Origin of the sequence: Frigoribacterium sp. PvP054, from assembly GCF_040547465.1 — a bacterium.
Taxonomy (GTDB): Bacteria; Actinomycetota; Actinomycetes; order Actinomycetales; family Microbacteriaceae; genus Frigoribacterium.
In genome coordinates this window covers 60,265-71,985 of the sequence record NZ_JBEPPU010000008.1, presented here as the reverse complement: position 1 = coordinate 71,985, position 11,721 = coordinate 60,265, and the positions used below count along the sequence as shown (strand labels likewise).

Sequence of the window (11,721 nt, the reverse complement as noted above, 5' to 3'; positions counted from 1 at the left end):
GAGGACCCACAGTGGCTAAGGCCAAGTTCGAGCGGACCAAGCCGCACGTCAACATCGGAACCATCGGTCACGTCGACCACGGCAAGACCACGCTCACCGCGGCGATCACCAAGGTCCTGCACGACAAGTACCCCACCCTCAACACGGCGTCGGCGTTCGACCAGATCGACAACTCGCCTGAAGAGAAGCAGCGCGGCATCACGATCAACATCTCGCACGTCGAGTACCAGACCGAGAAGCGCCACTACGCTCACGTCGACGCCCCCGGCCACGCCGACTACGTCAAGAACATGATCACCGGTGCGGCTCAGATGGACGGCGCGATCCTCGTCGTCGCCGCCACCGACGGTCCGATGCCCCAGACGCGTGAGCACGTCCTGCTCGCCCGTCAGGTCGGCGTGCCCTACATCGTCGTCGCGCTGAACAAGGCCGACATGGTCGACGACGAAGAGATCATGGAGCTCGTCGAGCTCGAGGTCCGCGAGCTGCTCTCGAGCCAGGAGTTCGACGGCGACAACGCCCCGATCGTCCAGGTCTCCGCTCTCAAGGCCCTCGAGGGTGACGAGAAGTGGGCCGAGACGGTCGCCGAGCTGATGAACGCCGTCGACGAGAACGTGCCCGAGCCCGTTCGCGCCACCGACCAGCCCTTCCTCATGCCCATCGAGGACGTCTTCACGATCACCGGTCGTGGAACCGTCGTCACCGGTCGTGTCGAGCGCGGTCAGCTCAACGTCAACGAAGAGGTCGAGATCGTCGGCATCCGCCCGACCGTCAAGACCACCGTCACCGGCATCGAGATGTTCCGCAAGCTGCTCGACTCGGCCCAGGCCGGCGACAACACCGGTCTCCTCCTCCGCGGCACCAAGCGCGAGGACGTCGAGCGCGGCCAGGTCGTCGTCAAGCCCGGTTCGGTCACGCCGCACACCGAGTTCGAGGCGAACGTCTACATCCTGTCCAAGGACGAGGGTGGGCGTCACAACCCGTTCTACGCGAACTACCGTCCGCAGTTCTACTTCCGCACCACCGACGTCACGGGTGTCATCACGCTGCCCGAGGGCACCGAGATGGTCATGCCCGGCGACACGACCGAGATCAGCGTCCAGCTGATCCAGCCGATCGCCATGGAAGCCGGTCTGCGCTTCGCCATCCGCGAGGGTGGCCGCACGGTCGGTGCCGGCACGGTCACCAAGATCAACAAGTAGGTCCTGCTCACGCAGCACCACTGATCTGACGAGAGAGGTCAGGCCCCAGGGGGTCTGGCCTCTTTCGCGTTCCCGGTGCACGATGGACGTGACGTCGGACGGTCCGGCGCCGACGGGAGGACGTCATGGCAGGCTTCGACGACATCACCAAGAAGGCCCAGGCCTTCCTGCAGGACGGCAAGGTGCAGGACGCGCTCAAGAGCGAGAAGGCCGAGGGCATCAGCGACAACGTCCTCGACGCGGTGGCGAACGCCGCCGACAAGGCGACCGGTGGCAAGCACACCGACAAGATCCGACAGGCGAAAGAGCAGGCCGACAAGAAGATCGGCAACCAGTAGGGTCCGCCGGAGCCCCCGCCCGACGGCGGGGGCTCCGCTGTACCCCGCCCAGCCCCCTCGGTGACGCGCGGTGTTCACTCGACCGATGCCGCGCCTCCGGAGGACCGACTCGAGCCGGCCCGGCCTCACCCGCGTGCGAGCCGGGCGCGGCTTCTCGTACCGCACGGCCGACGGCACCGCAGTGGCCGACGCCGAGCTGCGCGCGCGCATCGAGCACCTGGCGATCCCGCCCGCCTGGACGGACGTGTGGATCTCGCCCTACGACAACGGGCACATCCAGGCCATGGGCCTCGACACCGCCGGACGGCGGCAGTACATCTACCACCCCACCTGGCGTGAGCAGAAGGACCGCATCAAGTTCGACCGCGCCCTGGCCCTGGCCGAGTCGTTGCCGACCGCTCGACGGTTCGTGACGCGAGACCTCCGCCTCGAGGGCGCCGGGCGGGACCGCGTGCTGGCCGCGGCCTTCCGCATGCTCGACACGGGGTCGCTGCGCGTCGGGTCGGAACGGTACGCGCAGGAGCACGGCAGCCACGGACTCTCGACGCTGCTGTGTGCGCACGCCACCGTCTCGGGCGACACGGTGGCGCTCGCCTTCCCCGGCAAGAGCGGCCAGGACTGGGACTCCGACATCCGCGACGCCGACCTCGCGGCCGTCGTGCGCAGCCTCAAGCGGCGCGGTGGGCGGGCGCGGTTGCTGGCCTGGAAGGTCGAGGCCGGGGGAGCGCAGGAGGCGCGCGCGGCCTGGCACCCGCTGCGAGCGACCGAGATCAACGAGTACGTGAAGGAGCGCGCGGGCGACGAGTTCACCGCGAAGGACTTCCGCACGTTGCACGGCACCGTCGCCGCCGCCGTCAGCCTGGCCCGCTCCGGGCCGCAGGCGTCGGCCTCCCGCCGGTCGAGGTCGCTGGCCCAGGCGATGCGGGACGCCGCCGACGTGCTCGGCAACACCCCGGCCGTGGCGAAGTCGTCGTACGTCGACCCGCGGCTCGTCGACGCGTACCACCACGGCGAGACGATCGATCCGGCGCGCGTGCACGCCGCCGAGTCCGAGGTCAGGGCCCTCCTCTTCCGGTGAGGGGCTCCGCGCGGCGGGAGCCTCCCGGTCCCGTGGTGGTCGTCGCCGTGACGTAACCTAGAGGGTCGCGACCCGTTCGGGTCGCCCGAGAGGAACAACTGCAGTGACTGACGAGTGCATCCACGGATTCGAGCGAGAGTTGTGCGACATCTGCGCTCCCCGCAAGCGGGAGGGCGCCGCGGACGGCATGCCCTCGACCGCCGCACGGTCGGTCACCACCCGCCGCCGCCCCTCCAACCGCAAGCCGGAGTCGCTGCGCAGCACGCCGGCACTCGCGCGTGACTCCGCGGCCGTCGCCGTCGCCGCCCAGTCCGCCGCCGCGCCCGTCCCCGAGTTCTCGACGCAGCGCGCCTACCACTGGACGCACGTCTCGAACCTGCCCGCCATCCTCGAGGCCGGTGCCCTGCTGGCCGGCGCGACGCCCGTGCTCGACGTGAGCTCCGAGGCCACCCGTGCGCTCCGCGCGTCGGTCACGACCGCCTCCGGTCAGCCGGTCGCCGCCCACGTCCCGTTCTCGCTGTCGCCGCACGCCACCGCCTGGGACGCCGTCCGCACCGGAGCCGAGGGCTACGAGTGGTCCGAGGCGGCCCGCCAGGCGCGTGCCATCGACTTCGTCATGCTCGTCGTGCCCGTCGCCTCGCTCGGTGACGACTTCGTGGTGACCGAGGGCGACGCGGCCGTCGAGGGCGTGCGTGCCGCCGCCGGGCTCGACGACGCGTCGTCCATGGTGCGTCGCTTCGGCCTCAAGGACCCCGACCTGCTCGGCCCCGAGGTGCTCGTCCCCGGGTCGGTCCCCTTCGCGTCGGTGACGCTCGTGGGCGTGCCCAACGACAAGGTCCGCGACGCCGTGAAGCAGACCCTCGCCGACCTGGGCGACGCGGCCCCGCGGGTCGCCGTGTACCCGCCCTGGTTCCGCCCGGCACCGGCCGTCGACGCGGTCTGAGATCCGCGACACGCCCGGGTTGCAGCAAATGCGGGCGTGTGGCAAAATCGTCTAGTTCAACATTTCGAGCCCGGCCTCTGCGCCGGGTGTCGGATCACTGCCAGGCAGTGCACAGACGCAAGGCGTCTGGGCCGCGGGTAGCAGGACGCATCTCACGACGAGACCACCGCCGCGGCCACGGCCGCGGTGAACCGGGGCAGAGCCTTGGGCGCGGGTGGCGGCGGCGAAGATGGCCCTCCCCGGGTCCTTCCTCGCGGGCACCGGCCGGTCTCGGCAGATGGATTGACACAAGAACAGCGGTACGCGAGAGACACGTAGTGCCAACAGATGTTCGCCCAGCGAACAGCGTCAGGCGGCCCCCGAGGTGCGCGACGTCCGAACGAGAGAGAGTCACACATGGCGGGACAGAAGATCCGCATCCGACTTAAGTCGTACGACCACGAGGTCATCGACACTTCCGCGCGCAAGATCGTCGACACGGTCACCCGCGCGGGCGCTACGGTCGTCGGCCCCGTGCCGCTCCCGACCGAGAAGAACGTGGTCGTCGTGATCCGTTCGCCCCACAAGTACAAGGACTCGCGCGAGCACTTCGAGAAGCGCACGCACAAGCGCCTCATCGACATCGTCGACCCGACGCCGAAGGCCGTCGACTCGCTCATGCGCCTCGACCTGCCTGCCGACGTCAACATCGAGATCAAGCTGTAGGGGGGCGACCATGACCATCAGCACCACCAAGAACGTCAAGGGCCTGCTCGGCAAGAAGCTCGGCATGACCCAGGTCTGGGACGAGAACAACAAGCTCGTCCCCGTCACCGTCGTCGAGATCGCTCCGAACGTCGTGACCCAGGTCCGCTCGCTCGAGAAGGACGGCTACACCGCCGTCCAGATCGCGGCCGGCCAGATCGACCCCCGCAAGTCGAACAAGCCCGCCACGGGTCACTTCGACGCCGCGGGCGTCACGCCCCGCCGCCACCTCACCGAGGTCCGCACCGCCGACGCCGCCGAGTACTCGCTCGGCCAAGAGCTCACGGTCGACACCTTCGAGGCCGGCCAGAAGGTCGACGTCGTCGGCACCTCCAAGGGCAAGGGCTTCGCCGGTGTCATGAAGCGTCACAACTTCAAGGGCGTCAGCGCCTCGCACGGTGCGCACCGCAACCACCGCAAGCCGGGTTCGATCGGCGCCTCCTCGACCCCCAGCCGTGTCTTCAAGGGCATGCGCATGGCCGGTCGCATGGGTGGCGAGCGCGTCACCATCCTCAACCTCACGGTGCACGCCGTCGACGCCGAGAAGGGTCTGCTGCTCGTCAAGGGCGCCGTCCCCGGTGCTCGTGGCCGCATCGTTTTCGTCCGCACCGCCGTGAAGGGGAAGTAGCTCATGGCCACCACTACCGCATCGGCCGCCTCGGTCGACGTCGTCGACGCCAAGGGCCAGAAGACCAGCACGGTCGAGCTCCCCGTCGAGCTGTTCGACGTCGTCACGAACGTCCCGCTCATCCACCAGGTCGTCGTCGCCCAGCAGGCCGCCGCACGTCAGGGCACGCACAAGACCAAGCGTCGCGGCGAGGTCTCGGGTGCCGGCCGCAAGCCGTTCAAGCAGAAGGGCACCGGCCGCGCCCGTCAGGGTTCGATCCGTGCTCCCCAGATGACCGGCGGTGGCATCGTCCACGGTCCGCAGCCCCGCGACTACGCCCAGCGCACCCCCAAGAAGATGATCGCCGCAGCCCTGCTCGGCGCGTTGTCCGACCGCGCTCGTGGCGCCCGCGTCCACGTCGTCGAGAGCTTCGTCGCCGACTCGATCTCGACCAAGGTCGCCCTCGAGCTGCTCGCGTCGATCGCCTCGAGCAAGCACGTCCTGATCGTCACCGACCGCGACGACACGCTGACCCTCAAGAGCGTCCGCAACGTCCCCACGGTCCACGTCATCACGTACGACCAGCTGAACGCCTACGACGTCCTCGTCAGCGACGACATCGTCTTCACGAAGAGCGCCTTCGACGGCTTCGTCGCCTCGAAGACCAAGAAGGAGGCCACCGCATGAGCGGCTACGGAAAAGACCCCCGCGACGTCATCATCGCGCCCGTCGTCTCCGAGAAGAGCTACTCCCTGATCGACCAGGGCAAGTACACCTTCCTCGTGGACCCGCGTTCGAACAAGACCGAGATCAAGCTCGCCATCGAGAAGATCTTCGACGTCAAGGTCGACAGCATCAACACGCTCAACCGAACGGGCAAGACCCGTCGCACCCGCTTCGGCACCGGCAAGCGCAAGGACACCAAGCGCGCCATCGTCACGCTGAAGTCCGGTTCCATCGACATCTTCACGGCTGTCGGCTAGGGAGCAGAGGCATAAATCATGGCAATTCGTAACTACAAGCCCACGACCCCGGGTCGCCGCGGTTCGTCGGTCGCCGACTTCGCGGAGATCACGCGGTCGACGCCCGAGAAGTCGCTGCTGCGCCCCCTCTCGAAGTCCGGCGGTCGCAACAACGCCGGTCGCATCACGACCCGTCACATCGGTGGTGGCCACAAGCGCCAGTACCGCGTCATCGACTTCCGTCGCAACGACAAGGACGGCGTCAACGCCAAGGTCGCCCACATCGAGTACGACCCCAACCGCACGGCTCGCATCGCGCTCCTGCACTTCGTGGACGGCACCAAGCGCTACATCATCGCGCCGAACAAGCTGAAGCAGGGCGACGTCGTCGAGTCGGGTGCCGGCGCCGACATCAAGCCCGGCAACAACCTGCCGCTCAAGAACATCCCGGTCGGTACCGTCATCCACGCCATCGAGCTCAAGCCCGGTGGCGGCGCGAAGATGGCCCGCTCGGCCGGTGCCTCGGTGCGTCTCGTCGCCAAGGACGGCCCCTACGCGCAGCTCCGCCTGCCGTCGGGCGAGGTCCGCAACGTCGACGCTCGCTGCCGCGCCACGATCGGCGAGGTCGGCAACGCCGAGCAGTCGAACATCAACTGGGGCAAGGCTGGCCGCATGCGCTGGAAGGGCGTCCGCCCGACCGTCCGTGGTGTCGCGATGAACCCCGTCGACCACCCGCACGGTGGTGGTGAGGGCAAGACCTCCGGTGGACGCCACCCGGTCAGCCCGTGGGGCCAGAAAGAGGGCCGCACGCGTCACCCCAACAAAGAGAGCGACAAGCTCATCGTCCGTCGTCGTAACGCTGGCAAGAAGCGTAAGTAGGAGTTGTAGAAGATGCCACGCAGTCTTAAGAAGGGCCCCTTCGTTGACGACCACCTGCTTCGCAAGGTCGTCTCGCAGAACGAGGCCAGCACCAAGAACGTCATCAAGACCTGGTCGCGCCGTTCGATGATCGTCCCCAACATGCTGGGACACACCATCGCCGTGCACGACGGACGCAAGCACATCCCCGTGTTCGTGACCGAGAGCATGATCGGCCACAAGCTCGGTGAGTTCGCGCCCACCCGCACCTTCCGTGGTCACGTGAAGGACGACAAGAAGGGTCGTCGCCGCTAACGCGGCGACGTGAAGGAGGAGAGAAATGGTGGAGTCGATCGCACGCGTGCGTCACATCCGCGTCACCCCCATGAAGGCCCGTCGTGTCGTCAACCTGATCCGCGGCAAGCAGGCCGCCGAGGCTCTGGCGATCCTGAAGTTCGCGCCTCAGGGTGCCAGCGAGCCCGTCTACAAGCTCGTCGCGTCGGCCATGGCCAACGCCCGGGTCAAGGCGGACGCCTCGAACAGCTACCTCGACGAGCAGGACCTGTACGTCAGTCGTGCATTCGTCGACCAGGGCGCCACCCTCAAGCGGTTCCAGCCGCGTGCACAGGGCCGCGCCTTCAAGATCCTGAAGCGCACCAGCCACATCACGATCGTCCTCGCGACGCCGGATGAGGTCGAGGCTGCCGACGCTACGAAGAAGGCGAGCAAGTAATGGGCCAGAAGGTCAACCCGTACGGCTTCCGTCTGGGCATCACCACCGACCACGTGTCGCGGTGGTTCACCGACAGCACCAAGCCGGGACAGCGTTACAGCGACTACGTCGCCGAGGACGTCAAGATCCGCACCCTGCTCAAGACCTCGCTCGACCGCGCCGGCGTGGCCAAGATCGAGATCGAGCGCACCCGCGACCGTGTCCGCGTCGACATCCACACGGCCCGCCCGGGCATCGTGATCGGTCGTCGTGGCGCCGAGGCCGAGCGCATCCGCGGCGACCTCGAGAAGCTCACGGGCAAGCAGATCCAGCTGAACATCCTCGAGGTCAAGAACCCCGAGGCCGAGGCCCAGCTCGTCGCCCAGGGCATCGCCGAGCAGCTCGCTGCTCGCGTGGCGTTCCGTCGTGCGATGCGCAAGGGGCTCCAGGGCGCGCAGCGCGCCGGCGCCAAGGGTGTCCGCATCCAGGTGTCCGGCCGTCTCGGCGGCGCCGAGATGAGCCGCTCGGAGTTCTACCGCGAGGGCCGCGTCCCCCTGCACACGCTCCGCGCCAACATCGACTACGGCTTCTACGAGGCCAAGACGACCTTCGGTCGCATCGGTGTCAAGGTCTGGATCTACAAGGGCGACATCACCAACAAGGAGCTCGCGCGCGAGCAGGCGAACCAGAAGTCGTCTCGCCCCGAGCGCCGCAACGACCGTGACGGCGCCCGCCGCGGCGGGGGCGACCGCGCTCCCCGCGAGCAGAAGGCACCCGCCACCACAGGAGCTGAGGCGTAACCATGCTTATCCCCCGTCGTGTCAAGCACCGCAAGCAGCACCACCCCGGCCGCAGTGGCCAGGCCACTGGTGGCACCAAGGTCAGCTTCGGTGAGTACGGCATCCAGGCCCTCACGCCCGCTTACGTGACCAACCGTCAGATCGAGTCCGCTCGTATCGCCATGACGCGTCACATCAAGCGTGGCGGGAAGGTGTGGATCAACATCTACCCCGACCGTCCCCTCACGAAGAAGCCCGCCGAGACCCGCATGGGTTCCGGCAAGGGCTCGCCCGAGTGGTGGGTCGCGAACGTCAAGCCGGGTCGCGTGCTCTTCGAGCTCAGCGGCGTGAGCGAGGAGATCGCCAAAGAGGCGCTCACTCGCGCAATCCACAAGCTGCCCCTCAAGGCACGCATCATCAAGCGCGAGGAGGGCGACGCATAATGGCGATCGGTTCCAAGGAGCTCCGTCCTGTCGAGCTCGACACTTTCGAAGACGAGCGTCTCGTCGATGAGCTGAAGAAGGCGAAGGAAGAACTCTTCAACCTCCGCTTCCAGTCGGCCACCGGCCAGCTCGAGAGCCACGGTCGCCTGCGCGCCGTGAAGCGAGACATCGCTCGCATCTACACGGTCCTGCGCGAGCGCGAGCTCGGCATCCGTGCCACCCCCGCCCCGGTCGAGGCCGCCCCCAAGGCCGCCAAGAAGTCGACCAAGAAGGCTGACAAGCCGGCCGAGACGGCTGACGAGACCGCCGAGGAGAGCAAGTAATGGCCACCGAGAACAAGACCGAGGTCGACTCGGCTGCCGTCGAGGTCCGCGGCTACCGCAAGACGCGTCGCGGCTACGTGACCAGCGACAAGATGGAGAAGACCATCGTCGTCGAGGTCGAGGACCGCGTGAAGCACCCCCTGTACGGCAAGGTCATCCGCCGCACGTCCAAGGTCAAGGTCCACGACGAGGCCAACTCGGCCGGCGTCGGCGACCTCGTCGTGATCAGCGAGACCCGTCCGCTCAGCGCCTCGAAGCGCTGGCGCCTGGTCGAGATCCTCGAGAAGGCGAAGTAGGCCTCGCGGCCTGCTTGCGTAGAAGGAGACACAAGTGATTCAGCAAGAATCCCGCCTCAAGATCGCCGACAACACCGGGGCGAAAGAGATCCTCACCATCCGTGTGCTCGGTGGCTCCGGCCGTCGTTACGCCGGCCTGGGTGACGTCATCGTCGCCACGGTGAAGGACGCCATCCCCGGTGGCAACGTGAAGAAGGGTGACGTCGTCAAGGCCGTCATCGTCCGCACCAAGAAAGAGGTCCGTCGTCCGGACGGCTCTTACATCAAGTTCGACGAGAACGCCGCAGTGATCCTGAAGGCCGACGGAGACCCCCGCGGTACCCGCATCTTCGGACCGGTCGGTCGCGAGCTCCGCGACAAGAAGTTCATGAAGATCATCTCGCTGGCGCCGGAGGTTATCTAAGTCATGGCAAACATCAAGAAGGGTGACCTCGTCCAGGTCATCACCGGTGCCTCGCAGGCCCGCGGCGGAGACCGCGGCAAGCAGGGCAAGGTCCTCGAGGTGCTCGTCGAGCGCAACCGCGTGGTCGTCGAAGGCGTGAACTTCGTGACCAAGCACGTGCGCGTCGGCCAGACCCAGCGCGGTTCCAAGACCGGTGGCATCGAGACCCACGAGGCCCCGATCCACGTCTCGAACGTCGCCGTCGTCGACCCCAAGACCAAGAAGCCCACCCGCGTCGGCTTCCGCGAAGAGACGGTCACCAAGGACGGCGTGTCCAAGACCGTCCGCGTCCGTTACGCCAAGAAGTCTGGTGAGAACCTCTGATGACCGACACCACCACGCAGGCTGGTACGACCCAGCCGCGGCTCAAGGCCAAGTACCGCGCCGAGATCCTCCCGCAGCTGAAGTCGGACTTCGGCTTCACGAACGTGCACCAGGTGCCCGGACTCGTGAAGATCGTCGTCAACACCGGTGTCGGCGAGGCCGCCCGCGACAGCAAGATCATCGACGGTGCCATCAAGGACCTCACGGCCATCACCGGCCAGAAGCCCCAGGTCACCAAGGCCCGCAAGTCCATCGCGCAGTTCAAGCTGCGTGAGGGTCAGCCCATCGGCGCCCACGTCACGCTCCGTGGCGACCGCGCCTGGGAGTTCCTCGATCGACTGCTCTCGCTGGCGCTTCCCCGCATCCGCGACTTCCGCGGTCTCAGCGACCGCCAGTTCGACGGCAACGGCAACTACACCTTCGGTCTCAACGAGCAGAGCATGTTCCACGAGATCGACCAGGACCGCATCGACCGCGTCCGTGGCTTCGACATCACCGTCGTCACGACCGCCAAGAACGACGACGAGGGTCGCGCGCTGCTCAAGGCGCTGGGCTTCCCGTTCCGTTCGGCCGACTCGGCCAACTAAGATCGTCCGGTCGGCAACTCTCTCGCAGGGTTGCCGGCCGTTCCCCTGAGGTCGACGAGAACCGCTCGTCGACCAATCGATCGCCCAGGTCGGCACCCGGTGTACCGGATGTCGAAACCGGACGAGAAAGTGACAAACCGCATGACGATGACAGATCCGGTCGCAGACCTGCTGACCAGACTGCGCAACGCGAACTCGGCTTTCCACGAGACCGTGTCGCTCCCGAGCAGCAAGCTCAAGTCCCACATCGCCGAGATCCTCGAGCGTGAGGGTTTCATCGAGTCGTGGAAGGTCGAGGACGCCCGCGTGGGCCAGACCCTGACGATCGACCTCAAGTACGGCCCCGCCCGTGAGCGCTCCATCAAGGGCATCAAGCGCGTGTCGAAGCCCGGCCTCCGCGTCTACGCCAAGTCGACCGAGATCCCCCAGGTGCTCGGTGGCCTCGGCGTCGCCATCCTGTCGACTTCCTCCGGTCTGCTGACCGACCGTGAGGCCCAGAAGAAGGGCGTAGGCGGAGAAGTCCTCGCCTACGTGTGGTAACTCGTCATGTCTCGAATCGGAAGACTCCCCATTTCGATCCCTGCCGGGGTCGACGTGAAGATCGACGGCCAGGCCGTCAGCGTCAAGGGTCCCAAGGGTGAGCTGTCGCTCGTCGTCAAGGCCCCCATCGAAGCCAAGATCGAAGAAGGCACGGTCGTCGTGACCCGTCCGGACGACGAGCGCGAGTCGCGTTCGCTCCACGGCCTCACGCGCACCCTGATCGCCAACCAGATCATCGGCGTCACCGAGGGCTACACCAAGGGCCTCGAGGTCGTCGGAACCGGCTACCGCGTCCAGGCCAAGGGCTCGAACGTCGAGTTCGCCCTGGGCTACTCGCACCCCATCACCGTCGAGCCGCCCGCGGGCATCAGCTTCACGGTCGAGGGCAACAACAAGCTCACCGTCGTCGGCATCGACAAGCAGGCCGTCGGCGAGATGGCTGCCAACATCCGCAAGCTGCGCAAGCCCGAGCCCTACAAGGGCAAGGGTGTCCGCTACGCCGGCGAGGTCGTCCGCCGCAAGGCCGGAAAGTCAGGTAAGTAA

Annotated in this window: 20 protein-coding genes; all 20 read left to right on the top strand. The window is 67.2% G+C overall.

Going from position 1 to position 11,721, the window contains the following annotated elements; genetic code table 11:
- Positions 1-11: 11 nt before the first annotated feature.
- Positions 12-1,202 (top strand): elongation factor Tu, encoded by a 1,191-nt coding sequence (tuf, locus tag ABID81_RS11435; protein ID WP_043593375.1) that lies wholly within the window; start codon positions 12-14, stop codon positions 1,200-1,202.
- Positions 1,203-1,327: 125 nt separating this feature from the next.
- The gene (locus ABID81_RS11430) at positions 1,328-1,540 is read left to right on the top strand and encodes an Rv0909 family putative TA system antitoxin (RefSeq protein WP_354594914.1); all 213 of its coding nucleotides are present in this window, start codon (positions 1,328-1,330) and stop codon (positions 1,538-1,540) included.
- A gap of 85 nt (positions 1,541-1,625) precedes the next feature.
- On the top strand, positions 1,626-2,618 hold the full coding sequence (locus ABID81_RS11425) for a DNA topoisomerase IB (protein WP_354594913.1): 993 nt from the start codon (positions 1,626-1,628) through the stop codon (positions 2,616-2,618).
- Positions 2,619-2,721: 103 nt separating this feature from the next.
- Positions 2,722-3,561, top strand: coding sequence for a DarT ssDNA thymidine ADP-ribosyltransferase family protein (locus tag ABID81_RS11420; RefSeq protein WP_354594912.1), 840 nt, complete (start codon positions 2,722-2,724; stop codon positions 3,559-3,561).
- 396 nt (positions 3,562-3,957) lie between these two features.
- Complete coding sequence (gene rpsJ / locus ABID81_RS11415; RefSeq protein WP_043593369.1) at positions 3,958-4,266, top strand: 30S ribosomal protein S10; 309 nt, start codon at positions 3,958-3,960, stop codon at positions 4,264-4,266.
- Between the two features lie 16 nt (positions 4,267-4,282).
- Positions 4,283-4,933, top strand: coding sequence for a 50S ribosomal protein L3 (gene rplC / locus ABID81_RS11410; protein WP_354594966.1), 651 nt, complete (start codon positions 4,283-4,285; stop codon positions 4,931-4,933).
- 3 nt (positions 4,934-4,936) lie between these two features.
- Positions 4,937-5,599 (top strand): 50S ribosomal protein L4, encoded by a 663-nt coding sequence (gene rplD, locus ABID81_RS11405; RefSeq protein WP_354594911.1) that lies wholly within the window; start codon positions 4,937-4,939, stop codon positions 5,597-5,599.
- The gene (gene rplW, locus ABID81_RS11400) at positions 5,596-5,895 is read left to right on the top strand and encodes a 50S ribosomal protein L23 (protein WP_043593363.1); all 300 of its coding nucleotides are present in this window, start codon (positions 5,596-5,598) and stop codon (positions 5,893-5,895) included. The genes rplD and rplW overlap by 4 nt, the downstream gene beginning before the upstream one ends.
- Before the next feature lie 18 nt (positions 5,896-5,913).
- A complete protein-coding gene (gene rplB / locus ABID81_RS11395; protein WP_056043560.1) occupies positions 5,914-6,753 on the top strand; it encodes a 50S ribosomal protein L2 in 840 nt (279 codons plus the stop codon).
- Between the two features lie 12 nt (positions 6,754-6,765).
- On the top strand, positions 6,766-7,047 hold the full coding sequence (rpsS, locus tag ABID81_RS11390; protein WP_043593360.1) for a 30S ribosomal protein S19: 282 nt from the start codon (positions 6,766-6,768) through the stop codon (positions 7,045-7,047).
- Between the two features lie 25 nt (positions 7,048-7,072).
- Positions 7,073-7,465: a 50S ribosomal protein L22 gene (gene rplV / locus ABID81_RS11385; RefSeq protein ID WP_173208977.1), complete on the top strand. Its 393-nt coding sequence runs from the start codon at positions 7,073-7,075 to the stop codon at positions 7,463-7,465.
- Positions 7,465-8,244: a 30S ribosomal protein S3 gene (rpsC, locus tag ABID81_RS11380; RefSeq protein ID WP_123355174.1), complete on the top strand. Its 780-nt coding sequence runs from the start codon at positions 7,465-7,467 to the stop codon at positions 8,242-8,244. The genes rplV and rpsC overlap by 1 nt, the downstream gene beginning before the upstream one ends.
- Before the next feature lie 2 nt (positions 8,245-8,246).
- Positions 8,247-8,666 (top strand): 50S ribosomal protein L16, encoded by a 420-nt coding sequence (gene rplP, locus ABID81_RS11375; RefSeq protein ID WP_043593355.1) that lies wholly within the window; start codon positions 8,247-8,249, stop codon positions 8,664-8,666.
- Positions 8,666-8,989, top strand: coding sequence for a 50S ribosomal protein L29 (gene rpmC / locus ABID81_RS11370; protein ID WP_054145424.1), 324 nt, complete (start codon positions 8,666-8,668; stop codon positions 8,987-8,989). Before rplP ends, rpmC begins: the two co-directional genes overlap by 1 nt.
- Positions 8,989-9,285: a 30S ribosomal protein S17 gene (rpsQ, locus tag ABID81_RS11365; RefSeq protein ID WP_056043557.1), complete on the top strand. Its 297-nt coding sequence runs from the start codon at positions 8,989-8,991 to the stop codon at positions 9,283-9,285. Before rpmC ends, rpsQ begins: the two co-directional genes overlap by 1 nt.
- A gap of 34 nt (positions 9,286-9,319) precedes the next feature.
- Positions 9,320-9,688 carry a 50S ribosomal protein L14 gene (gene rplN / locus ABID81_RS11360; RefSeq protein WP_043593350.1) on the top strand — a complete coding sequence of 123 codons (369 nt, stop codon included), beginning with the start codon at positions 9,320-9,322 and terminating at the stop codon, positions 9,686-9,688.
- A gap of 3 nt (positions 9,689-9,691) precedes the next feature.
- Entirely contained in the window at positions 9,692-10,051 is a 360-nt protein-coding gene (rplX, locus tag ABID81_RS11355; RefSeq protein WP_043593348.1) for a 50S ribosomal protein L24, read from the top strand.
- Complete coding sequence (gene rplE / locus ABID81_RS11350) at positions 10,051-10,638, top strand: 50S ribosomal protein L5 (protein ID WP_354594910.1); 588 nt, start codon at positions 10,051-10,053, stop codon at positions 10,636-10,638. Before rplX ends, rplE begins: the two co-directional genes overlap by 1 nt.
- A 141-nt stretch (positions 10,639-10,779) precedes the next feature.
- Positions 10,780-11,178: a 30S ribosomal protein S8 gene (gene rpsH / locus ABID81_RS11345; protein ID WP_354594909.1), complete on the top strand. Its 399-nt coding sequence runs from the start codon at positions 10,780-10,782 to the stop codon at positions 11,176-11,178.
- Between the two features lie 6 nt (positions 11,179-11,184).
- Entirely contained in the window at positions 11,185-11,721 is a 537-nt protein-coding gene (rplF, locus tag ABID81_RS11340) for a 50S ribosomal protein L6 (RefSeq protein WP_354594908.1), read from the top strand.